This is a genomic window from Mycobacterium sp. SMC-4 (assembly GCF_025263265.1).
Lineage (GTDB): Bacteria > Actinomycetota > Actinomycetes > Mycobacteriales > Mycobacteriaceae > Mycobacterium.
This window is the reverse complement of the sequence record NZ_CP079869.1, coordinates 2477755-2501009: the sequence shown is the minus strand read 5'-3', so window position 1 is coordinate 2501009 and position 23255 is coordinate 2477755. Positions and strand designations below refer to the sequence as shown.

General features: G+C 68.1%; 24 protein-coding genes. 3 read left to right on the top strand and 21 right to left on the bottom strand.

The window, feature by feature from the left end; genetic code table 11:
* Positions 1-28 precede the first annotated feature (28 nt).
* Entirely contained in the window at positions 29-1285 is a 1257-nt protein-coding gene (locus tag KXD98_RS12145) for an FAD-dependent oxidoreductase (protein ID WP_260764586.1), read from the top strand.
* Here KXD98_RS12145 and secG read toward each other — a convergent pair.
* From secG to KXD98_RS12075, 14 genes are all read right to left on the bottom strand, one after another.
* On the bottom strand, positions 1272-1505 hold the full coding sequence (gene secG, locus KXD98_RS12140) for a preprotein translocase subunit SecG (RefSeq protein WP_260764585.1): 234 nt from the start codon (positions 1503-1505) through the stop codon (positions 1272-1274). The two genes, KXD98_RS12145 and secG, sit on opposite strands and share 14 nt — an antisense overlap.
* A gap of 43 nt (positions 1506-1548) precedes the next feature.
* Positions 1549-2334, bottom strand: a complete 786-nt coding sequence (gene tpiA / locus KXD98_RS12135) for a triose-phosphate isomerase (RefSeq protein WP_260764583.1) — start codon at positions 2332-2334, stop codon at positions 1549-1551.
* 13 nt (positions 2335-2347) lie between these two features.
* On the bottom strand, positions 2348-3562 hold the full coding sequence (locus tag KXD98_RS12130) for a phosphoglycerate kinase (protein WP_260764582.1): 1215 nt from the start codon (positions 3560-3562) through the stop codon (positions 2348-2350).
* A 6-nt stretch (positions 3563-3568) separates the two neighbouring features.
* Positions 3569-4591 (bottom strand): type I glyceraldehyde-3-phosphate dehydrogenase, encoded by a 1023-nt coding sequence (gap, locus tag KXD98_RS12125; protein ID WP_260764581.1) that lies wholly within the window; start codon positions 4589-4591, stop codon positions 3569-3571.
* A gap of 76 nt (positions 4592-4667) precedes the next feature.
* Positions 4668-5351 carry an ABC transporter substrate-binding protein gene (locus KXD98_RS12120; protein WP_260764580.1) on the bottom strand — a complete coding sequence of 228 codons (684 nt, stop codon included), beginning with the start codon at positions 5349-5351 and terminating at the stop codon, positions 4668-4670.
* 4 nt (positions 5352-5355) lie between these two features.
* On the bottom strand, positions 5356-6333 hold the full coding sequence (gene whiA, locus KXD98_RS12115) for a DNA-binding protein WhiA (protein WP_260765155.1): 978 nt from the start codon (positions 6331-6333) through the stop codon (positions 5356-5358).
* Complete coding sequence (gene yvcK / locus KXD98_RS12110) at positions 6330-7358, bottom strand: uridine diphosphate-N-acetylglucosamine-binding protein YvcK (RefSeq protein ID WP_260764579.1); 1029 nt, start codon at positions 7356-7358, stop codon at positions 6330-6332. The genes whiA and yvcK overlap by 4 nt, the downstream gene beginning before the upstream one ends.
* Complete coding sequence (gene rapZ, locus KXD98_RS12105; protein WP_260764576.1) at positions 7355-8299, bottom strand: RNase adapter RapZ; 945 nt, start codon at positions 8297-8299, stop codon at positions 7355-7357. Before rapZ ends, yvcK begins: the two co-directional genes overlap by 4 nt.
* Positions 8296-10335, bottom strand: a complete 2040-nt coding sequence (uvrC, locus tag KXD98_RS12100) for an excinuclease ABC subunit UvrC (RefSeq protein WP_260764575.1) — start codon at positions 10333-10335, stop codon at positions 8296-8298. Before uvrC ends, rapZ begins: the two co-directional genes overlap by 4 nt.
* A gap of 77 nt (positions 10336-10412) precedes the next feature.
* Positions 10413-10871 carry a PH domain-containing protein gene (locus tag KXD98_RS12095; RefSeq protein ID WP_260764574.1) on the bottom strand — a complete coding sequence of 153 codons (459 nt, stop codon included), beginning with the start codon at positions 10869-10871 and terminating at the stop codon, positions 10413-10415.
* Complete coding sequence (gene ribH / locus KXD98_RS12090; RefSeq protein WP_260764573.1) at positions 10868-11350, bottom strand: 6,7-dimethyl-8-ribityllumazine synthase; 483 nt, start codon at positions 11348-11350, stop codon at positions 10868-10870. The genes KXD98_RS12095 and ribH overlap by 4 nt, the downstream gene beginning before the upstream one ends.
* Complete coding sequence (locus tag KXD98_RS12085; protein ID WP_260764572.1) at positions 11347-12618, bottom strand: bifunctional 3,4-dihydroxy-2-butanone-4-phosphate synthase/GTP cyclohydrolase II; 1272 nt, start codon at positions 12616-12618, stop codon at positions 11347-11349. Before KXD98_RS12085 ends, ribH begins: the two co-directional genes overlap by 4 nt.
* Positions 12619-12722: 104 nt before the next feature.
* Positions 12723-13538, bottom strand: coding sequence for an FkbM family methyltransferase (locus KXD98_RS12080; RefSeq protein WP_260764570.1), 816 nt, complete (start codon positions 13536-13538; stop codon positions 12723-12725).
* 82 nt (positions 13539-13620) lie between these two features.
* Positions 13621-14232, bottom strand: a complete 612-nt coding sequence (locus KXD98_RS12075; RefSeq protein WP_260764569.1) for a riboflavin synthase — start codon at positions 14230-14232, stop codon at positions 13621-13623.
* Positions 14233-14301: 69 nt separating this feature from the next.
* Here KXD98_RS12075 and KXD98_RS12070 point away from each other — a divergent pair, with 69 nt between their 5' ends.
* Together KXD98_RS12070 and KXD98_RS12065 are read left to right on the top strand one after the other, a co-directional pair.
* A complete protein-coding gene (locus tag KXD98_RS12070; protein ID WP_260764567.1) occupies positions 14302-15006 on the top strand; it encodes an LppX_LprAFG lipoprotein in 705 nt (234 codons plus the stop codon).
* The gene (locus KXD98_RS12065; RefSeq protein ID WP_260764564.1) at positions 15003-16571 is read left to right on the top strand and encodes an MFS transporter; all 1569 of its coding nucleotides are present in this window, start codon (positions 15003-15005) and stop codon (positions 16569-16571) included. Before KXD98_RS12070 ends, KXD98_RS12065 begins: the two co-directional genes overlap by 4 nt.
* Here the strand turns inward: KXD98_RS12065 and KXD98_RS12060 are convergent.
* From KXD98_RS12060 to KXD98_RS12030, 7 genes are all read right to left on the bottom strand, one after another.
* The gene (locus KXD98_RS12060; protein ID WP_260764563.1) at positions 16538-16726 is read right to left on the bottom strand and encodes a hypothetical protein; all 189 of its coding nucleotides are present in this window, start codon (positions 16724-16726) and stop codon (positions 16538-16540) included. The two genes, KXD98_RS12065 and KXD98_RS12060, sit on opposite strands and share 34 nt — an antisense overlap.
* 119 nt (positions 16727-16845) lie before the next feature.
* Complete coding sequence (gene ribD, locus KXD98_RS12055; protein ID WP_260764560.1) at positions 16846-17847, bottom strand: bifunctional diaminohydroxyphosphoribosylaminopyrimidine deaminase/5-amino-6-(5-phosphoribosylamino)uracil reductase RibD; 1002 nt, start codon at positions 17845-17847, stop codon at positions 16846-16848.
* Positions 17844-18539 carry a ribulose-phosphate 3-epimerase gene (gene rpe / locus KXD98_RS12050; RefSeq protein ID WP_396882962.1) on the bottom strand — a complete coding sequence of 232 codons (696 nt, stop codon included), beginning with the start codon at positions 18537-18539 and terminating at the stop codon, positions 17844-17846. The genes ribD and rpe overlap by 4 nt, the downstream gene beginning before the upstream one ends.
* 9 nt (positions 18540-18548) lie before the next feature.
* The gene (locus KXD98_RS12045; protein WP_260764559.1) at positions 18549-19934 is read right to left on the bottom strand and encodes an RsmB/NOP family class I SAM-dependent RNA methyltransferase; all 1386 of its coding nucleotides are present in this window, start codon (positions 19932-19934) and stop codon (positions 18549-18551) included.
* On the bottom strand, positions 19931-20869 hold the full coding sequence (gene fmt, locus KXD98_RS12040; protein ID WP_260764558.1) for a methionyl-tRNA formyltransferase: 939 nt from the start codon (positions 20867-20869) through the stop codon (positions 19931-19933). Before fmt ends, KXD98_RS12045 begins: the two co-directional genes overlap by 4 nt.
* Positions 20870-20895: 26 nt before the next feature.
* Positions 20896-21432 (bottom strand): LemA family protein, encoded by a 537-nt coding sequence (locus KXD98_RS12035; RefSeq protein ID WP_260764557.1) that lies wholly within the window; start codon positions 21430-21432, stop codon positions 20896-20898.
* Positions 21426-23252, bottom strand: a complete 1827-nt coding sequence (locus tag KXD98_RS12030) for a DUF2207 domain-containing protein (RefSeq protein ID WP_260764556.1) — start codon at positions 23250-23252, stop codon at positions 21426-21428. The genes KXD98_RS12035 and KXD98_RS12030 overlap by 7 nt, the downstream gene beginning before the upstream one ends.
* Between the last annotated feature and the right edge of the window lie 3 nt (positions 23253-23255).

Genomic DNA, 23255 nt, shown 5'->3' with positions numbered 1-23255 from the left:
GGCGACGCGCCGAGGTCAGGAGGACCCGATGAGCGACCAGGAGTGCGAAGTCCTCGTGGTCGGCGCCGGCCTGGCGGGATTGCGGTGCGCCGGCGTGCTGGATGCAGCCGGCCGCGACGTGCGGGTGTGGGAGGCCGCCGACGACGTCGGCGGCCGGATCCGCACCGACGTGGTCGACGGGTTCCGGTGCGATCGCGGATTCCAGGTGCTCAACCCGGCCTATCCGGCGCTGCCGGGCAGTGTGGATGTCGCCGCGTTGCGGTTGCAGCCATTCCTGCCCGGCGTCGGGGTGCGTCGCGAACGGGGCTCGATCACCCTGGTCCATCCGCTGCGCAAGCCGGCGGGGGTGCCGGCCATGCTCACCGCGGGGGCGCTACGACCGGCCGACGTGCTGGCGCTCGGCCGCTGGACTGCTCCGGCGCTGCGTCCGTCGCGGCTGCGGTCGGCCCTCGGCGACACCAGGTTGGCCGACGCGCTGGACAGCTCAGGCGTGCAGGGCGAGGTGCGACGGGTGCTGGAGCGATTCCTGTCCGGGGTGCTGCTGGACGCCTCCGGCGCAACCTCCAACGCGTTCGCTCTGCTGCTCGTGCGGATGTTCGTACTCGGGGTGCCGGCGTTGCCCGCCGACGGCATGGCGGCGCTGCCGCGACTCCTCGCAGCTGCGGTGCCGGGCCGAGTCCGCACCGGTACGCGGGTGACCTCTGTCGAGCGCGGCGGCCGCGACTGGACGGTGCGCGCCCACGACGGCGCGACGATGCGGGCCCGTCAGGTGGTGATCGCAACGGACCCCGGGACGGCCGCCGGGTTCACCGGGGAACCCGCGCCGGCGATGCGTGGGGTGATCACCGACTGGTGGGCCAGCGACGTCACCCCGGCCACCGGAGGAGCCCTGCAGGTGGACGGCCGCGCCGGGGCGCGTGGCCCGGTGGTCAACACTGCGGTGATCAGCGATGCGGCGCCGAGCTATGCACCGCCGGGGCGGCAGTTGATCCAGGCTTCGGCGCTGCATCGCGCCGATGACACACCGCCGTCGGAGGAGCAGATGCGTGCGCACGCCGCGGAAATCCTCGGGGTGTCGGCCGCTGACTGGCAACCGGTGGTGCGCCATGTCGTCAGTGCGGCACTGCCGGCTCAGCCCGCCCCGCTGGTCCTACGGCGATCGATACGGGTGCATTCGGGACTGTGGGTGTGCGGGGATCACCGCGACACCGCCTCGATACAAGGGGCGCTGGTCAGCGGCAGACGCACCGGCGCCGCGGTGCTGCGGGCTCTCAGTTGTACTTGATCAGCAGGGCCATGCCGACGATCGAGACCAGCCAGATACCGGTGACGAACAACGTCAATCGGTCCAGGTTCTTCTCCACCACAGTGGAGCCCGACAGGCTGGACTGCACGCCGCCGCCGAACAAACTGGACAGGCCGCCACCCTTGGCACGGTGCAGCAGGACCAGGAGGACGACCAGAACGCTGGTCACGACCAGGGTGATCTGCAGGGCCATTTCCATGGCCGCCAGATTACACGGCGGCCACTCTCACCTCAGGCGCCGGTCAGGGAAGCGGCCCGCCGGCCGCGATGGCTGACAGGGTGGCGAATTGCTCGCCATCCAGCGACGCTCCGCCCACCAGCGCGCCGTCCACGTCGGCCTGGCCGACGATCTCACCGACATTCTTGGCGTTGACCGAGCCCCCATAGAGAACGCGCACCCCCGCCGCGATGTCGGCCGAAGTCAGCGCCCCGATCTCCGCGCGAATGGCGCCGCAGACCTCCTGGGCGTCGGCTGCACTGGCGACGCGGCCGGTTCCGATGGCCCAGACCGGTTCGTAGGCGATGACGGCCTGTCCGATCTGTTCGGCCGACAACCCGGCCAGCGAACCGCGCAGTTGGTTGACATTGTGCTCGACGTGGTTGCCGGCTTCGCGGACTTCCAGGTGCTCGCCGATGCAGATGATCGGGACCACGCCGTGCCGGAACGCCGCCGCGGCCTTCGCGGCAACCAGCGCGTCGTCCTCGCCGTGGTAGGTGCGCCGCTCGGAGTGCCCGACGACGACGAAGGTGCACCCCAGTTTGGCCAGGAACGCACCGCTGATCTCACCGGTGTAGGCGCCGGAGTCGTGCTGTGAGAGGTCCTGGGCGCCGTAGGTCAATCGCAACTTGTCGCCGTCGACGAGCGTCTGCACGCTCCTCAGATCGGTGAACGGCGGTATCACCGTCACGTCGACCTTGTCGAAGTACTTGTCCGGCAACGAGAACGCGATCTTTTGTACCAGCGCGATCGCCTCGAAGTGGTTGAGGTTCATCTTCCAGTTGCCGGCGATCAACGGCTTACGGGTCATGGCGCTGCGCCTTTCAGTTGTCGAGCACTTGGATACCGGGCAGGGTCTTGCCCTCGAGGTACTCCAGCGACGCCCCTCCGCCGGTGGAGATATGAGAGAAGCCGTCCTCGGGCAGACCCAGCTGACGAACCGCCGCAGCCGAGTCGCCACCGCCGACCACACTGAACGCACCGCGGCCGGTGGCACCGATGATGGCCTCGGCAACACCCTTGGTGCCAGCGGCAAACGCCGGGAACTCGAACACCCCCATCGGTCCGTTCCAGAAGACCGTCTTGGCGTTCGACAGCAGAGCCGTGAACCGCTTGACCGACTCCGGGCCGATGTCCAGACCCATCTTGGTGTCGGGAATGCGATCGGCGGCAACAGTTTCCGGTTCCGAGTCGGCCGCGAACTCATCGGCCACGACGATGTCGACCGGCAGGTGCAACACGTCGGCGTAGGTGTCGAGCAGTGTGCGGCAGGTGTCCACCATACCTTCCTCGAGCAGCGAGTTACCCACCGAGAAGCCTTGTGCGGCAAGGAAGGTGAAACACATACCGCCACCGATGATCAAGCTGTCCGCCTTGGTGGCGAGGTTCTCGATGACCGCCAGCTTGTCGGACACCTTGGAGCCGCCCAGCACCACGGCGTAAGGCCGATCGGTCGAGCTGGTGAGCTGTTCGAGCACCTTGACTTCGGCGTCGACCAGTGTGCCCGCGTAGTGCGGCAACAGGGTCGCGACATCATAAACCGACGCCTGCTTACGGTGCACCACACCGAAACCGTCCGAGACGAACGCCCCGTCCTCACCGACGAGTTCGACCAGTGCCTTGGCGAAGGCGAGCCGCTCGGCGTCGTCCTTGCTGGTCTCGCGGGCGTCGAAGCGCACGTTCTCCAGCAGCAGGATGTCGCCATCGGTCAGGCCCTCGGCACGGGCCAGCGCGTCACTGCCCACCACGTCTGCCGCGAGCTGGACGTGGCGCGCAAGCTTTTCACCCAGCGCCGCAGCGACCGGCGCCAGCGAGTACTTCGCATCCGGTTCACCCTTGGGCCGACCGAGGTGCGCGGTGACCACGACCTTGGCCCCGGCATCCGAGAGCGCCTGCAGTGTCGGCACCGATGCGATGATCCGTCCCGGATCGGAGATCTGGCGGTCGTCGTCGAGCGGGACGTTGAGATCGGAGCGAACCAACACGCCCCGCCCCGCCACCCCCTCGGCCAGCAGGTCGGCCAGTGATTTGATGGCCATTGTCAGCTACAGCGACTTACCGACGAGGGCGATCAGGTCGGCGAGCCTGTTGCTGTATCCCCACTCGTTGTCGTACCAGCTGACCACCTTGGCCTGGTTGTCGATGACCTTGGTCAGGCCCGCGTCGTAGAGCGAGCTGTGCGGGTCGGTGACGATGTCGCTGGATACGATCGGGGCGTCGTAGTACTTGAGGATGCCCTTCATCGGACCGTCGGCGGCGGCCTTCATCGCGGCGTTGATTTCGTCTGCGGTCGCCGACTTGTTGAGCTCGGCGGTCAGGTCGGTGACCGAACCGGTGGGGATCGGCACGCGCAGCGCGTAGCCGTCGAGCTTGCCCTTCAGCTCGGGCAGCACCAGGCCGATCGCCTTGGCGGCACCCGTGGAGGTCGGCACGATGTTGATCGCGGCGGCCCGCGCGCGACGCAGGTCCTTGTGCGGACCGTCCTGCAGGTTCTGGTCCTGGGTGTAGGCGTGAATCGTGGTCATCAAACCCTTGACGATGCCGAACTCGTCGTTGAGCACCTTGGCCAGCGGGCCCAGGCAGTTCGTCGTGCACGACGCGTTGGAGATGATGTTCTGGCTGCCGTCGTACTTGTCGTCGTTGACGCCGAGCACGATGGTGATGTCTTCGTCGGTGGCCGGCGCGGAGATGATGACCTTTTTCGCACCCGCGTCCAGGTGGCCCTGCGCCTTGTCACGCTTGGTGAAGATGCCGGTGGACTCGACCACCACGTCGACACCCAGGTCGCCCCAGGGCAACGCCGACGGACCCTCTTTGACGGCCAGCGCCTTGATCTTGTGGTCGCCGACGACGATGGTGTCTTCGCCCTCAAGACTGACGTCATACGGAAGCCGGCCCAGGATCGAGTCGAACTTCAGCAAGTGAGCCAGCGTGGCGTTGTCGGTGAGGTCGTTGACCGCGACGATCTCGATGTCGGTGTTCTTGCCCTCGGCCTTCTGCGCGTCCAGCGCGCGGAAGAAGTTGCGCCCGATACGGCCGAAGCCGTTCACGCCTACCCGGATCGTCACGTGTCTCTCCTTCTTTTCAATCTGTTGAACTGCGCTGTTGGATCTCCTGAACTACTCGCAGCCAGCCTAGTGGGTATCAGAGAACCGCCGCGCTCTGGTCGGTGTAGGGGTTTCCCAGCCAACGCCGGCGAAGCGCCTGCATGGTGCCGTCGTCCTCCAGTTCGGCCGAGGCGACCTGCAGACGGGCCAGCAGCGCATGATCGGACGGGGCCACCGCGATAGCGATGGGTTGCGCGGCCAGGCCGCGCTGCACCACCTCGACCTGCGGCGCGGTCACCAGCAGCGCACCCAGTACCGGTGCGAGGCCGACGACGGCGTCGCACCGGCCGGAGTCGAGGTCGGCCAGAACTGCGCCGGGCTCGCTGAGGTGGACCCGGCCGGCCTTGCCCCGGTCGACCAGATCGACGGCCACGGCCGCGGCGGGATCGCCGCGACCCGCCCCGATCGTCAGCCCGCGCAGTTCGTCGACCGACTGCACCTGCGGCAGGCGTCCGGTGTGGACGGCGAGCGCCTGACCTGTGATCAGGTAGGGCGGCAGCAGCGCCACCCGCTGGGCGCGGGCATCGGTGACCACCACACCGCTGACACAGTCGTAGGTTCCGTCGAGCAGCTCATCGAGCATCTGATCGAGGTCGCCACCGCCCGGCCGGAAGTCGATGGGTTCGTCGAGTCTGTCGCCCAGGGCGGCCATCAGTTCAACGTCGAGCCCGCCCTCGCCCCGGACAAACGGCGCCACCGGGGTGCCCAGTCCGACCCGCACGGTTTCAGGCGTCTTCCAGCAGATCCGGGGTGACCGCAGACTCGGTGTCGGGTATGCCGTCCTGCTTGGCCTTTCGGTCGGCCATCGATAGCAAACGCCGAATACGTCCTGCCACAGCATCTTTGGTCATCGGGGGGTCGGCCAGTCGACCCAGCTCCTCCAAGGAGGCCTGGCGGTGCGCGACCCTCAGATAACCGGCGGCAGCCAGATGATCCGGGACCGATTCGCCCAGAATCTCCAGGGCGCGCTCGACCCGGGCGGCTGCTGCTACCGCGGCCCGCGCCGAGCGTCGCAGGTTGGCGTCATCGAAGTTGGCCAATCGGTTGGCGGTGGCGCGAACTTCGCGGCGCATGCGCCGCTCCTCCCAGGTCAACCGGGTGTCCTGGGCTCCCATCCGGGTCAGTAACGCGCCGATCGCCTCGCCGTCGCGCACCACCACACGGTCGCTGCCGCGCACCTCGCGGGCTTTCGCGCTGACTCCGAGACGCCGAGCCGCGCCGACGAGTGCCAGTGCCGCTTCCGGTCCGGGGCAGCTGACCTCCAACGCCGAGGATCGTCCCGGCTCGGTCAGCGAACCGTGTGCCAAAAACGCTCCGCGCCAAGCAGCCTCGGCATCGGCAACGCTACCGCCGACGACCTGGGCGGGTAATCCCCGAACCGGCCGGCCACGCAGATCGAGCAGGCCCGTCTGCCTGGCCAGCGCCTCGCCGTCTTTGGCCACCCGCACCACGTAGCGGGTGCTCTTGCGGATCCCGCTGGCCGAGAGCACATGCACCACGGCGTTGTACCCGTACAGGTCGTAGATGTCCTTGCGCAGTCGGCGGGCGATGATGCCCAGGTCGACTTCGGCTTCGACCACCACCCGACCGGACACGATGTGCAGACCGCCGGCAAAGCGCAGCAGCGAGGCCACTTCCGCGCGGCGCGCGCTGACCGAGTTGACCACCAGGCGGCTGAGCTCGTCTTTGACCTCGGCTGTCATCGCCACGGGTCGTCACCTCTCGGTCCGTTAGCTGTCGGGGTGGGCACTGTCGGCTGATGAACCACGTCGGGGGGTTTCGCACCATTTTGGAGCACCCTCTCTAATGCTGCGGCCAACTTCGCCGGGTCATGTAAAGGTGTACCAGGTCGGGAAACGTCAGCGAACTCCACGTGAGCATCGAGGATGGTGGCCGTGCGGCGCAGCTGGTCACGCTCGCGCTCGCTGGGCACCCGCGCCGAGTCGACGATGATGTCGGCGACGGTGAAGTCGTCTGGGGCGTGCTGGGCCAATACGTGGATGTGTCGCTCGACCGAGAAGCCTGCCGTCTCCCCCGGCTCGGCCACCAGATTGAGCACCAGCGCCCGCCGCGCAGTGGTGGCTTTGAGCGCCGCGGCCAGCTCTGGAACCAGCACATGCGGGATGACGCTGGTGAACCACGAGCCCGGTCCGAGCACCACCAGGTCGGCGTTGAGGATCGCGTCGACCGCCTGGCGGGTGGCCGGCGGGTCACCGGGAGTCAGCCGCACTCGGCGCACCTTGCCGACCGTGGTGGCGATGGCGACCTGACCGCGGATGACCCGGCTGACCCGCGGGTCGGATTCCAGCCCGACGACGTCAGCCTCGATTCCCAGACCGACCGGGCACATCGGCAGCACCCGCCCCTTGACGCCGAGGATGCGGCCCAGCTCGTCTAGCGCGGCCACCGGGTCGGCCAGTACCTCGTTGAGGCCGGCCACCAGCAGGTTGCCGATGGGATGGCCGGCCAGCGCCCCGCTGCCGCCGAAGCGGTGCTGAATGATGGTGGCCCACAGCCGGCCGTGCGGACTGTCAGAAGCCAACGCGGCCAACGCCATTCGTAGATCACCGGGCGGTACCACGTCGAGTTCGCTGCGCAACCGGCCGGACGATCCGCCGTCGTCGGCGACGGTGACCACCGCGGTGACATGCGGCGTCAGCCGCCGCGCTGCCGACAGGGTGGCATAGAGCCCATGGCCACCGCCGAGGGCGACAATGCGTTGACTCATTCGCGGCCCAGATCTCGATGCAGAACCCGCACCGTCAGATCGGTGTCGTGCAGTCGTTCAGCGAGCGCCTCGGCCATCGCGACGCTGCGGTGCTTGCCACCGGTACACCCGATCGCGACGGTCATATAGCGCTTCCCCTCCCTGCGGTAGCCGTCGATGACGACATCCAACAGATGATGGTAGGAGTCGAGGAACGCCTCCGCGCCGGGTTGGCCCAGGACATAGTCGCGGACGTCAGGATGCTGACCGCTGTGCCGCCGCAGACTGTCTACCCAGTGCGGATTGGGCAGAAACCGCACATCCATCACGGTGTCGGCGTCCATGGGCAGACCATATTTGTAGCCGAAGGATTCGACGGTGACATTGGTGTGCGCCACCGTCTCCTCGGCGAAGGCCCGCTCGATGCTTTCCCGCAGTCCGTGCACCGACAGCGATGAGGTGTCTATCACCAGGTCGGCGGCCGCACGTACCGGCGCCAGCAGCGCGCGTTCTGCGGCGATGCCTTCGGCCAGTGTCTGGTTGCCCTGCAGAGGATGGCTGCGCCGATTCTGCTCGTAACGACGCACCAGGATGTCGTCGGAGGCCTCCAGGAACAGCACCCGGGGCGCGATGTTGCGGGTCGCGAGTTCGCTGCGGACGAAGTCGAGATCTCCGGTGAAACCGCGGGACCGAACGTCCATCACCACCGCCAGCCGGGTGATGCGCGAGCCCGCAGCAAGTCCGAACTCCACCATCCGGGCGATCAGCTCGGGCGGCAGATTGTCCGCGACATACCAGCCGAGATCCTCCAGCACCTTGGCAGCCGTACCGCGACCGGCTCCCGACATCCCGGTGACCAACACCACGTCGATGCCACTGTCGCTGCCGGAATCCAGGTCCCCGGCACTGTGGGCGGTGCCGGCTCCGCTGCGCAGTTCTTCGTGCATTCCTCGCTCTGTCATCCCGATGCCCTGCTCTGATCATTGCCGATCGTCGATTCGGGCGCTTCGGATTCGGGTGACGCGCCGAGCGCCTCCAGGACAGCTCGCGCTGTCGCTGCGCCGATTCCGGGCACCGCGGTGATCTCCTCGACGCTGGCCTGTCGCAGCCGGGCCAGCGAGCCGAAGTGGGTCACCAGCGCTCTGCGCCGGTGCTCACCCAGCCCCCGCACCGAGTCCAGTGCCGAGGCGGTCATGCGCTTGGACCGCTTGCTGCGGTGATAGCTGATCGCAAAGCGATGCGCTTCGTCGCGGATGCGCTGTAACAGATAGAGGCCCTCACTGTTGCGGGGCATGATCACCGGATCGGGCGCCGTACCGTCCAGGTTGGCCAACCAGACCTCCTCCAGCCGCTTGGCCAGGCCGATCACCGCGACGTCGGTCACGCCGAGCTCTACCAGTACCGCGGCAGCCGCGTTGACCTGCGGCGCCCCGCCGTCGACGACGAACAGGTTGGGCGGATAGGCGAACTTTCGCGAGCGGGCGACAGGAGCCGCGCCGGCGGCGACATCAGACACCGGAGCCGACATGTCAACCGGCTCCTGCGTATCGCGCAGGTGCCGGTAGAACCGGCGCCGGGTCACCTCGGCGATCGAAGCGACGTCGTCGGAGCGGCCGTCCCCGGCCGCTTCCCGGATCCCGTAGTGCCGGTAGTCCGATTTGCGGGGCAGTCCGTCTTCGAAGACCACCAGCGAGGCGACGACGTCGGTGCCCTGCACGTGGCTGATGTCGACGCACTCGATGCGCAGCGGAGCGTCGCGTAACCCGAGCGCCTCTTGAATACTCTGCAGTGCAGCACTTCTCGCGGTGAAGTCACCGGCGCGCTTGAGTTTGTGCTGGGCCAGCGCTTGCTCGGCGTTGCGTTTGACGGTCTCGGCCAGGGCACGCTTGTCCCCACGCTGCGCCACCCTCAGCGACACCCGCGATCCGCGCAGCTGGCACAGCCAGGTCTCCAACTCGGCGGCGGTTTTCGGCAGGACCGGGACCAGTACCTGCTTGGGCACCGGGTTGGTCGCCTCGTCGCCACCGCCGTCACTGGCGCCGCCGAGCGCGGCCTGATCCCCGTAGAATTGGGTCAAGAACTGCTCGACCAGGTACTCCCGGGTGGATTCGCCTGGTTCGCCCGATTTTTCGATGATCCAACCGCGTTGGCCACGCACCCGCCCGCCGCGCACATGGAACACCTGGACCGCGGCCTCGAGGTCGTCGTCGGCGAAGGCGACCACGTCGGCATCGGTCCCGTCGCCGAACACCACGGCCTGCTTCTCCAGTGCGCGGCGCATCGCTCCGATATTGTCGCGCAGCCGGGCGGCCCGCTCGAAATCGAGATCGCTCGCCGCGGAGTTCATCTGCTGTTCCATCTCGCGGATCAGCCGGTCGGTCTTGCCCGCGAGGAAATCGCAGAAATCCAGCACGATCTGTCGGTGCTCCTCGGCCGACACGCGACCGACGCATGGTGCCGAGCACTTGTCGATGTAGCCCAGCAGGCACGGGCGACCGATCTGGTTGTGCCGCTTGAATACTCCGTTGGAGCAGGTGCGAGCTGGGAACACCCGGGTCAGTAAGTCGAGCGTCTCCCGGATCGCCCAGGCGTGCGAGTATGGCCCGAAGTAGCGCACCCCCTTGCGGCGCGGTCCCCGGTACACCTTGAGCCGCGGGTATTCCTCGTTGAGGGTGACCGCCAACACCGGATAGGACTTGTCGTCGCGGTAGCGGATGTTGAACCGAGGGTCGAACTCTTTGATCCAGTTGTACTCCAGCTGCAGGGCCTCGACCTCGGTGGTGACCACCGTCCATTCCACGGCCGCGGCAGTGGTCACCATCTGGCGGGTGCGCGGAGCCAGACCCGAAATATCGGCGAAGTAGGAGTTCAAGCGGCTGCGCAGGCTCTTGGCCTTGCCGACGTAGATCACCCGGCCCTGCGGGTCGAGGAATCGGTAGACACCCGGTTCGACGGGGATCGACCCAGGCGCGGGTCGGTACGTCGCGGGATCAGGCACGGACCCAGGTTACTGCGGCGCTCCGACGCAGCGAAGCGACCGCGGTCGAGAAGGGTGCTCGGTGATTGCTGATGCCCTCACCGGCGATTGCCGTTGACCCGGTACCGGTCCACCAGGGCTCGGACGGTGTCCATCGACTCCACGGCACGTTTCCGGTCCACGGCCTGGATGGCCATCACCGGGACGTACTCGTCGTCGGGTAGATCCACCCGGGCCCACCGCGCACCGGGATGAAACGATATGTCGACCACCTCGTTCCATGGAATGAGGCGGTATCCGAACAGGTTTCGTACCGCAACCCCAGGAGGTCCGACACGCAGCCGCGGCCGGGCGAACAAGGAAACGAAGCCGCCGATCACCAGCCCCAGAGCGGCGATGCCGACCTGGTCGGCGGTGGTGAAGAGCACCCCCGTCGAGGCGGCTTTGAGCAGCACCCCAACCGCGACGTGTGCCGCGATGATGATCGCCGCGGCCCCGTAGGCGAACAGCGGCGTCAGAAAAGGTCTGACTTCGACGTCCCAGTCGTCGGCGCTCATGAGCCCGACCGCAGGCCACGCAGCGTCAGCGCCGTCGACAGCGCCGCCGCCGCCGCCTGGGCACCCTTGTCCTCGGTGGACCCGGCCAGTCCGGCGCGGGCCAGCGCCTGGGCCTCGGTATCGGTGGTAAGCACCCCGTTGGCCACCGGTGTCGACGCATCCAGCGATACCCTGGTCAGGCCTTGCGTGACCGCGTCACACACGTAGTCGAAATGCGGTGTCTCACCCCGGATCACCACACCGAGGGCGACCACAGCATCATGGGTGGCCGCCAATTCCTGTGCCACGACCGGTATTTCAATGGCGCCCAAGACGCGAACCACCGTCGGATCGCCGACCCCGGCGTCGAGAGCGGTCTTGCGGGCGCCTTCGAGCAACGCATCGCAGATGGTCGCGTGCCAGGTGCTTGCCACGATGGCCAGCTTCACCGTGGCGGCGTCGAGTTGCGGAAGGTCCGGAACACCGGCGGCCGGGCTCATACCGCGCCTCCGAACTCACCGGGCACCGCTTCGTCGAAATCGTCGAGCCCGGTCAGATCGTGACCCATCCGGTCACGCTTGGTCATCAGATACCGGATGTTCTCCGAGTTGGCGCGGACCGGCAGCGGAACCCGTTCGATGATGTGCAGTCCGTAGCCGTCCAGCCCGACGCGCTTGGCGGGGTTATTGGTCAGCAGCCGCATCGAGCGCACCCCGAGGTCGACCAGGATCTGCGCGCCGATTCCATAGTCACGGGCGTCGGCGGGCAGGCCCAACTTGAGATTCGCGTCCACGGTGTCGTCACCGGCATCCTGCAACTGGTAGGCCTGCAGCTTGTGCATCAATCCGATGCCCCGACCCTCGTGACCGCGCATGTAGAGCACCACGCCGCGGCCCTCCCGGGCCACCATCGCCAGCGCCGCGTCGAGCTGAGGGCCGCAGTCGCAGCGCCGGGAGCCGAACACGTCGCCGGTCAGGCATTCGGAGTGCACCCGGACCAGGACATCGTGGCCATCGGCCGTGGGCCCGGCGATATCCCCCTTGACCAGTGCGACGTGTTCGACCTCGTCATAGACACTGGTGTACCCGACCGCCCGGAACTCGCCGTGGCGGGTCGGGATGCGTGCCTCGGCGATACGTTCGATGTGCTTCTCGTGCTTACGCCGCCACTCGATGAGGTCGGCGATCGAGATCAAGGCCAAGTCATGTTCGTCGGCGAAGATGCGCAGCTCATCGGTCTGCGCCATCGCACCCTCGTCCTTTTGGCTGACGATCTCACAGATCGCGCCCGCCGGCTGCAGTCCGGCCATCCGGGCCAGGTCGACGGCGGCCTCGGTGTGACCGGGCCGACGCAGCACGCCGCCGTCCTTGGCCCGCAACGGCACCACGTGACCCGGTTTGGTGAAATCGTCGGCCACCGCGGCCGGGTCGGCCAGCAATCGCATCGTCGTTGCCCGGTCGGACGCCGAGATACCGGTTCCGACACCAATTTTGGCGTCGACGGTGACGGTGTAGGCGGTGCCGTGCTTGTCCTGGTTGACCGCATACATCGGCAGCAGTCCCAGCCGGTCGCAGATCTCGCCGTCGAGCGGAACACACAGGTAACCCGAGGTGTAGCGGACCATGAAGGCCACCAGTTCAGGAGTGGCCTTCTCGGCGGCAAAGATCAGGTCGCCTTCGTTCTCCCGGTCCTCGTCGTCGATGACGACCACGGCCTTGCCCGCGGCGATGTCGGCCACCGCACGCTCGACCGAATCCAGCCTCGTCATCGTCGCACCACCTTTGCCGGTTCCGGGTGGAACCACCTGCATTCCGTTGTGAACTGCTTCCTCAGTATGAACCACGCGCAACGGCCGGTTATTGCCCGGCGGCGTCAGGTGGCCACCGCCGCGGCCAGCACCGCACAGTCGAAGAACATCATCGTCTCATCGCGGATGACCGTGTCCACCTTCTTGCCGGCCATCGCCGCGTAGAGCGGGGACAGACCACCGGAGCCGGGCAGCATCCAGTCGTGCGGCTCGATCATGATGCACGCAAACGAGGCAATGGCCTGCGGCGAGGCCGCGCAGACCTCGGTCTCGGCGCCTTCGATGTCCAGCTTGACGATCAGCGGCGCAGCCTCGGCTACCTGCGCGATCAGCTGATCGAGCGTGACCGACGGCGTGGTCGAGCCTCCGTCGGCGACCCGGTTGGCCCAGGAACCGTGGTCTCGGTTGACGAGGTCTACCCCGCGGTCGTGGCTCCACAGCGCCGCCCGCACCGGATGTATGCGCGAGTTCACAGCACAGTTGCGTCTGAGAATCTCGACACACCCAGCGTCGGGTTCGACAGCGATCACGATCGCGTCGGGGAACCGATCGGCCAGGTAGAGCGCCGAGTAGCCGACGTTGGCACCCGCATCGATGATCAGCGGCACGCCGCCGGCAGCGCGCAGTTCAGCGGCGTGTGCCTGCAGTCGCGTCATCCAGTACGGCGGGGCGTCGTACTCACCGGCGGTGAAGATCTGGGCCAGCACGTAGGGGTCGCTGTCGGTGGGGCGCACCCACAACCGATGCGGCCCGCAGGGCACTGCCACCGGCCGCGCGCGCCCCAGCGCGCGGCAAATCACCAGCTTCAGCGCCGCGAGAGCACCGATGCTCTGGGCCAGCGCAAGGACGTGTCCCACCTGCTCACGCGCGGTACCGATCACGCACCTCCTGCGAAGACCCGGAAATCGCTCCGTTGTCTAACAGACCCCCGGGGGTGGCGCAATGGCTTCCTCGGCGCCGGCCTCAGGCGTTGCGCCGGTCGTCCTGCGGTCCCAGCAGCCGCTCGACATATTTGGCGATGACGTCCACCTCGAGGTTGACGTGCGCGCCGACCTCGACGCGGCCCAGCGTCGTCATCTCCAACGTGGTGGGGATCAGCGACACCTCGAACCAGTCGTGCCCGAGTCCTGACACGGTCAACGACACCCCGTCGACGGTGATCGAGCCCTTCTGCACCACGTAGCGCGCCAACGCCGCAGGCAGCGCGACACGCACCACCGTCCAATGCTGCGAGGGGGTTCGACTGATGATGTGACCGGTGCCGTCGACGTGGCCCTGCACGATGTGGCCGCCCAGGCGGCTGTTGACCGCCGCGGCGCGCTCAAGATTGACCCGCGCGCCCACCTCGATGCCGCTCAGACTGGAACGGCTCAGTGTCTCGTTGATCACATCGGCGGTGAAGCTACCGTCGGCCAGGACATCGACGACGGTCAGGCAGACGCCGTTGACCGCGATCGAATCACCATGGCCGGCATCCGAAGTCACCACCGGTCCGCGGATCACCAGACGTGCGGAATCGCCGAGCGATTCCCTGCCGATGACCTCGCCCAACTCTTCGACGATTCCGGTGAACACCCGCCCAGCCTAGAGGCTGCGCCACTTCGGCAACCGCGGCCGGCGGCGCGCACCCTCTACGATGCAGGCATGCAGACCCGCCTGTCGGCGACCTTCGTCGCCCTCATCGCCGCCCTCGTCTTTGTCGCCGGCTGCTCCAGTTCGCCGGAAGACTCCGGCAGGGACCTGCCGGATGCCGCGACCCTGCTGACCGAGTCCAGCCAGACCACCAAGGGTCAGTCCAGCGCGCATCTGTCGCTTTCGGTGCAGGGGCAGCTGGCCGATCTGCCGGTGGAGTCGCTCGAAGGCGAGCTGACCCAGTCCCCCAGCGTGGCCGCCAAGGGCACCGCCGACATCGTCTTCATGGGTCAGCGCCTGCAAGGCGTCGACTTCGTGGTCTCCGACGGCGATCTCTACGCCGCGCTGACCTCGGGCGGCAATCTGTCGAACTTCGGTCCGGCCTCCGATGTCTACGACGTCGCCGCGATCCTCGACCCGAACGTGGGCCTGGCCAACGTGCTGGCCAATTTCACCGATGCCACGGCCGACGGCCGCGAGACGATCGACGGGGTCGGCACGGTGCGCATCACCGGCAACGTCAGCGCCGACGCCGTGAACAAGATCGCCCCGCAGATCGCCGCGACCGCGCCGGTACCGGGCACTGCCTGGGTTGCCGAGGACGGCGATCACGAGCTGATGCAGGCCCGCCTGGAGCCCAGCCCCGGTAACAGCGTCACGATGACGCTGACCAAGTGGGGCGAGCCGGTCGAGATCGAGAACCCGGCGGTGCGATGACCGGCGCCCCGCCGGCGGTCATCTCGTCGGCCAACCGACGCATCGCGATCAGCGCCGGAAGCCTTGCGGTGATCCTCGGCGCGCTCGACACCTATGTCGTGGTCACGATCATGACCGACATCATGCGCGATGTCGGCATCGGCGTGAACCAGATTCAGCGCGTCACCCCGATCATCACCGGCTACCTGCTGGGCTACATCGCGGCGATGCCGCTGCTGGGCCGGGCCTCGGACCGATTCGGACGCAAGCTGCTGATCCAGGTCAGCCTCGCCGGATTCGCGCTGGGGTCGGTGGTGACCGCGCTGTCCACCGACCTGACGGTGCTGGTGATCGGCCGGATCATCCAGGGCACCGCCAGCGGCGCGCTGCTGCCGGTCACCTTGGCGCTGGCCGCCGACCTGTGGGCGGCGCGCAACCGCGCCGCGGTGCTCGGCGGAGTGGGAGCAGCGCAGGAGTTCGGCGCCGTGCTGGGCCCCATCTACGGCGTCACGCTGGTGTGGCTGTTCGGGCACTGGCAGTCGGTGTTCTGGATCAACGTGCCGCTGGCCGCGATCGCGATGGTGATGATCCACTTCAGCCTCCCCGGCCGCCTGGAAAGCGAGAACAAGGAGAAGGTGGACGTAGTCGGCGGTTTACTGCTGGCTGTCGCACTGGGCCTGGCGGTCATCGGGTTGTACAACCCGGCGCCCGACGGCAACCAGGTGTTGCCGAGTTGGGGGCCGCCGGTGCTGGTCGGCGCCGCCGTGGCGGCGGTCGTGTTCTTCGTATGGGAGAAGTTTGCCCGAACCCGGCTGTTGGAACCCGCCGGAGTCCGCTTCCGCCCGTTCCTGGCTGCGTTGGGCGCTTCGCTGACCACCGGTGCGGCTCTGATGGTCACGCTGGTCAATGTCGAGCTGTTCGCGCAGGGTGTGCTCGGCAAGGACCAGATCGAGGCGGCTTTCCTCCTGCTGTGGTTCCTGGCCGCGCTGCCCATCGGTGCGGTGCTCGGCGGCTGGCTGGCAACCCGGGTCGGCGACCGCATCGTGGCGTTCGCGGGGTTGCTCATCGCCTCGGGCGGCTACCTGCTGATCGCGCAGTGGCCGGTCGACGTGCTGACCGCCCGCCATGATCTGGGCGTGCTGAGCCTGCCGACACTCGACACCGATCTGGCCATCGCCGGCTTCGGCCTGGGGCTGGTCATCGGCCCGCTGACCTCGGCGACGCTGCGGGTGGTCCCGTCGGCACAGCACGGCATCGCCTCGGCCGCGGTGGTGGTCTCCCGGATGATCGGCATGTTGATCGGCATCGCGGCGCTGAGCGCCTGGGGTCTTTACCGGTTCAACCAGCATCTGGCCAGCCTGCCGGCCAGTGCCGGCGGCGATACCCTCGCCGAACGGTTGGCCGCCGAGGCCAACCGGGTGCGGGAGGCTTACGTATTGCAGTACGGAGAAATCTTTACGATCACCGCGATTGTGTGTGCGGTCGGCGCGGTGCTGGGTCTGCTGATCAGTGCGCGCGAGGAGTACGCCGAGGAGCCGGAAGCACCGGCACCTCAGCAACGTTCCAGCCCGCGTCCCATCAGCTGAGGCCCGTGGGCCGGTTCGGTTTCGCTCTGGGTCATCTTGTGCAGTTCGCGCAGCACGTCGCGGATGACGGTGCGGACGATGTTCGGGGTGACCAGGTCGATGGGAAGCCAATTCTGCACTGCAGTCATGGTGGTGTCCTTTTCTCGTGCTCTCATGCGCAACTCGTCGGTGAAAGCGCGATATTCCCGCCGGGACGAACCCGACGCTGTTTCCCGAGTGTAGCGATCGCACCTGCGACCTGGCTGTGCCGAAGCGACCGGTGTGTTGCGTACCGCTACAACGGGGTCAGGCTGAGCAGCACGTCGGGCCCGATGGGCAGGGTCGCGTCATAACGCCACCGCTGTGCGCTTGTGATGCTCAGCACACCGACGTCGTCGACCACGGTGATCGGACCGCCGAGCAGAATGGGCGCCACATAGGCCAAAATCCGGTTGATCGCGCCGGCCCGCAGGAACGCGCCCGCCAGCGTCGGGCCGCCCTCCAACAGTACGTCGGTGCGGTCCGACAGCGCCTTGAGCACCTCGTTGGGATCACGGGTCCGGATGACCATGGTGCGTGAATCGTCGTTGAGAACCTTTGCGTCGGGCGAGATTTCGCGCTGCCCCACCACCACGCGCAGCGGCTGGTGATCGGCCAGACTGCCGTCGGGCAACCGCGCGGTCAGCGACGGGTCGTCGGCGAAAACGGTGCCGGTGCCGACGACGATCGCATCGGCGGCCGCCCGCCGGCGATGCACATCCGCGCGGGCGGGTTCACTGGTGATCCACTGACTACTCCCATCGGCGGCCGCGCTTCGGCCGTCAACACTGGTCGCGAATTTCCATGTCACATGCGGTAATCCGGTGCGCTGCTTGTGCAGCCACTCGCGCAGCGGTCCACCGGCCACTGCCGCTGAGGCCACCCCCGGGTGGACCTGAATGCCGGCTTCGGACAGTCGAGCAGCTCCGCCGGCGGCGACCGGATTGGGGTCGGTGACCGCGAACGCAACCTGCGCGACACCGGCGGCCAGCAATGCTTCGACGCACGGCGGTGTGCGCCCGACGTGATTGCACGGTTCCAGCGTCACCACCGCGGTACCGCCAACAGCCCGCTCGCCCGCTCGTCGCAGTGCCACCACCTCCGCGTGCGGCCCGCCGGTCGGAGCTGTCGCGCCGACACCGGCGATCTGACCGTCGCGATCCAGAATGACTGCTCCGACAGGCGGATTCGGATAGGTCCGACCTTTGACCTTCTCGCTCTGCTCGATGGCCGCGGCCATCGCATCGTCGAGGTTCACTGCCTCGGATGCGCGGCCGCGGCCGCGGCCTGCTGCCGCAGGGACCGCACTGCGGCTGCGGGATCGTCGGCGCTGTACACGGCCGATCCGGCCACGAAACAGTCCACTCCCGCCTCGGCGGCTGCCTCGATGGTGTCGGCGTTGATGCCGCCGTCGATCTCGATCAGGATCGTCAGCTCACCCGAATCGACCAGCCGCCGAGCGATTCCGACCTTGGGCAGCACTTCGGGGATGAACTTCTGTCCGCCGAATCCCGGCTCGACCGACATCACCAGCAGCGTGTCGAATTCCCGCAGGATTTCCAGATAAGGGTCCAGCGGTGTGCCCGGTTTGATCGCCAGTCCGGCCTTGGCGCCGGCCGCGCGGATATCGCGGGCCACCCCGACCGGGTCATCGGTGGCCTCTACGTGGAAGGTGACGTTGTAGGCGCCGGCTTCGGCGTAGGGCGGGGCCCACTTGTCCGGGCGATCGATCATCAGGTGACAGTCCATCGGGATGTCGCTGACCTGCAGCAGCGACTCCACCACCGGCAAGCCTAGGGTCAGGTTGGGCACGAAGTGGTTGTCCATCACATCGACGTGCAACCAATCCGCACCTTCGACCGCGGCGACCTCGTCGGCCAGCCGGGCGAAGTCCGCGGACAGGATCGACGGCGCGATCAACGGCGCGGCAGAAGCGTGCGGTGCAGCCATACTCAGAGCCTATCGGGGCTCGGTTACCCGCAGGGCGGCGGCGAACATCGCGTCGGTGCCGTGGCGGTGCGGCCACAGCTGGACCGACGTCGCGTCGCCGATGTCGGCGGCCGGCGCGAACAGCGGCCGGGTGTCCAGCGCGTCCACCGGGTGACGGCGCAGGGCGTCGGCCACCACGCCGGTGGTCTCGGCCAGGTGCGGAGAGCACGTCGCGTACAGCACCACGCCCCCGGGCCTGGTCAACGTGATCGCCGCGGCCAGCAGCTCACGCTGCAGCTTGGCCAGCGTTGCGACGTCGCTGGGTTGACGCCGCCACCTGGCTTCGGGACGGCGCCGCAGCGCGCCCAGGCCGGTGCACGGCGCATCGACCAGCACCCGGTCGAAGCCCGGCGCCAGGCCAGACTCACGACCGTCGACGCGGTGGATGGTGACGGGCAGGCCGGCGGTGTTCTGCGCGACCAGGTCGGCCCGCCGCGGGGCCGGCTCGACGGCGGTCACCGTGGCACCGCAACTGCTCCCCAGCGCCGCCAGCAGCGCCGTCTTGCCGCCGGGGCCTGCACACAGGTCGAGCCACCGTCCGGTGTCGGGGCCCTCCAGCGGGGCCAGGGTGAGCGCCCGCGCGACCAGTTGGCTGCCTTCGTCCTGCACCAGCGCCCGCCCGTCACGCAGCGCCGCCAGCTCACCCGGGTCACCTTCGGTCAGGTAGACGGCGTAGGGCGAATAGGCGCCGACCGAACCGCCGACCGCAGCGGCCAAGTCCTGCGCCGCCAGCGCCCCGGGCCGCGCCGCCAGGTGCACCGACGGGCGGGCGTCGTCGCTGGCCAACAGCGCTGCGAGCTCGTCGGCGCGCGCACCCAAAGCGTCGGCGAATGCCTGCGCGATCCACCTGGGATGGGCGTGCACGAACGCCAGGTGTCCGACCGGGTCGCTGCTGCGCGGCGGCGCCAGTTCATCGACCCAGGAAGACTCGTCGCGCCGGGCGATGGTCCGCAGTACGCCATTGACGAATCCCGCTCTGGCGGTGTCGAATTCGATTCCAGCCTGCTCCACTGTGGTGGACACCGCGGCGTGGTCCTCGACACGGGTGCGCAGCAACTGATAGGTCCCCAGCCGCAGTAGATCCAGCAGCACCGGGTCGATGCGCTCGGCCGGACGGCCGGCCGCCGCCTCGATCACCGCGTCGAGCAACCCGCGGCTGCGGCACGCGCCGTATGCCAGTTCGGTTGCGAACGCCGCGTCGCGGCCGCTGATCTGGCGGTCCCGCAGCATCGCCGGCAGGACGAGGTTGGCGTAGGCGTCCTTGTCCGACACCGCCCGCAACACGTCGAATGCCGCCCGCCGCGCCGGGTCGAGCGGCCGGCGCTTGGGTGGCCGTCTGCCGCTGGGCCGCGTCACTGCGCCGACCCGATGTCGGCCAGCCGGACTCCGCGGGCCCAGGCTGCGGCGTCCATCGGCTTCTTGCCCGGCGCCTGCACGGTGCCCAGGAGCACGGGAACCGACCCGGTCCCGACCCGCACCGCCTGCTTGCCCACCTCGATCTGGCCGGGTGCAAGCTCGCCGGTGGCCCCGGTAGCCGCAGGCAGCGATACCGGGCCGATCTTGACGCGCAGGTCGCCGATCATGGTCCAGGCTCCCGGGTTCGGGGTGACCGAACGGATGCGGCGATCGACGACGTGGGCGGGCAGGTCCCAGCGGATCCTGGCATCTTCGACGCTGATCTTGGGAGCGACGCTGATGCCGTCGGACGGCTGCGGCACCGCGAACAGCGTGCCCGCAGCGATGCCGTCGAGAGTGGCTTCCAGCAGCTCGGCTCCGGACATCGACAACCGCGCCAGCAGGTCGCCGGCGGTGTCGGTGGGGCGGATGGCCTCGGTGACGACACCGAAGACCGGCCCGGAATCCAGACTGGGCTCGATCTGGAACGTGGTGGCACCCGTCACGGCGTCCCCGGCAGCCAGCGCGGCCTGGACCGGGGCGGCGCCGCGCCAGGCCGGCAGCAGCGAGAAATGCAGGTTCACCCAGCCCTGCGCGGGCACCGCGAGCAGGCTGTCGCCCAGCAGCGCGCCGTAGGCAACGACCGGGCAGCAGTCGGGAGCGATCTCGGTCAACTCGGCGACAAACTCGCCGGAGTTGGGCCGGGCGGGACGCAGCACCGGGATGTCGTGCTCGGCTGCCAGCTGGGCCACCGGCGACGGCGTCAGGCGTCCGCGCCGGCCGGCCGGCGCGTCGGGGCGGGTCAGCACGGCGACGACGTCGTGTCGGGGCGAATCGATGAGTCTGCGCAGGGAAGGCAGGGCCGGTTCCGGCGTGCCGGCGAAGACGAGGCGCACCGGGCCAGTGTAGGGACGCCGCACCGTCACCGAGGGAGCTGGTAGTACTCCTTCTGCGTCACGCCGGTCAGCGGCGCAACGAACATCCACGGAATCGTGGTGAGCAGTCGGTTCAGCGTGGCGGCAGCATCGTTGTAGTACTGCCGGGCGAAGGCCAGCTTGTCTTCGGTGTCGGCGAGGTTGCGTTGCAGGTCCAAGAAATTGTTCGACGAGCTCAGCTGCGGATAGTTTTCACCCAGCGCCAGCACGGGGGCCAGCGCGGTGTCGAACTGCTTCTCGGCGGTACTGCGCTGGGCCACCGACGGTGTGCCGGTCGCCGAGGTCAAGGCCGCCCTGGCCGCACTGACCCTGTCGAGGACCGCCTTCTCGTGCGCGGCGAAGGTCGAGACGGTGTGCACCAGGCTGGGGATCAGCGCTGCGCGACGGGTCAATTCGACGTCGATACCCGACAGTGCTTCGGCCACCCGGATGTCGGCCGAGCGGATTCTGTTGTGGCCGGTGACGAAACCGAGCAGCACAAACACCGCAAGTATCAGCGCCACGACCAACAGAAACGTCACCATGACCCACCTCCTCCGCCGCCGCCACCGCCACCTCCGCCGCCACCGGAGCTGCTGGATCCGCCGGAGGACGACGAGGCCTGCGATGCCGTGTATGCACCGATCGACGACGACAGCGCCGATTCGAAGCTGTCGAAATCGGCGCCGCCCGATCCGCCGCCGAAACCCCACCCGGTGCTCGAGGTGCCCGAGCTGCCGTACCACTCCGGCTGCGGCGCCACCGATCCGGTTTCGGTCTGATATTTCTTCGCCCACAGTGCTGCGGCGCCGGCCGCCACCGCGAACGGCACGTAGGCGATGTAGAGATCCTTGCGGGCCGAGAAGTCGAAGCGGGACTCCGCGGAGTCAGTGGCCAGCACCCGGTGGAATCCGCCTGCACGCGACCAGAGTTCACGGCCTGCCGCGGTACGGCGGGTACCGACACCGTCACGCCACGACGCCGCGGAGAACAGCATGAACGCCGCGAACGGCAGAGCCGACATGGTGGTGGAAAACCCCCAGCGAAAGAAGGCGCACACCATCAGCACGAAGGCGACGGCGTTGGCCGCGCGCAGCCACAGTTCCCTCTTGCGGGCGACCAGGAAACCGGAGTCGACGGCCCATTTCCGCACGGCCGTGGCCATGTCGGTCTTGGCTTTGTCCAGCTTCTTGCCGGAGGACACGGTCTTCTTGGCCTGGAATTCGGTGCCGCGGCTGTCGACCTTGAGTGCGGACGCGACAGCCCTGCTGACCGGGTCGATGTCTCGCCATTGCTTCGGTTCGGCGATGCCACGGATGTTCCATTGCTCGGCATTGACCTGTCGCAGCGATACCAGGTTGCGTTCGGCGAGGTAGAACAGCGTTGCCGAAAGCCCCGCCGCGGGAACCGACTCGGTCCGGATGTACTCGGTCTGCACCGGCCCCAGTCCGGGCGGTGGCGCGTACTGCAGCGGAAAGCCGGGCGGCTTCTCCACGACGGTGCGATACCACGCCAGGGCAGCCAGCGCGGCCAGCACCGTCAACCCCGCCGTCCACCACACACCCGGCACGGACTGGCCCAGAATCCGATCCCAGTGGTGGGGCCACGGTAGTTCCGCACGCGGCGGTGCGGGCAGATCCACCCCGGCACGCACGGTCACCGGAGTGCGGGGCGGCAGGTCCAGTGCAGAGAACGTCACCCGGTTGTCGCGCACGGTCAGGTCGGTGCACGGGGTGCCGATACCGCGACCGACCGAGCACTGCGTCCGGCCGACGGCCGCCGGAAGGGTGATGCTGATGTCGGCGCGGCGGATCTCGTTGTTCCACGATGGGGCGATGACATTCCAGAAGAAGACCGACGGGGAGGTCGCCGGCGGTCCGCCAAGTGACTCGGCGAACTGCCGGTTGGCACCGGTGGTTCCGGGATCGAGAACCCCGGGGATGGTGTATCGGATCTCGAAGACGTGCCTGCCGTAGTCCAGATAGCGGTCGGGGTCGCCGATCTTGGCGACCCGGAACCGGTCGCCGCTCTCCCACAGCATCTGGTAGGGCACCGGCCGGCCATCCAGCAGCACCGAGGTCACCACCGGGCGCTGCCGAATTCGGGGGGAGTTCGGGTTCGTCACGTCCCAATAGCGAAAGATGCCGTGGCGGTTGCCGGGGAAGTCCCCGGTGATGGTCTCCACCGCGGTCATGTCGCCGGCATCGTCGACGACGATGTCGACGTCATAGTCGGCGATGACGACCGGATCGGCAAGCGCGGCGTCACCACCGCCGGAGTCCCCGCGAAACGCCAACGGCCACAGAATCCCGACCGCGATCACCAACAGCGGGATCAACCCCTTGACCAGCCGCCCGACCGACATGCG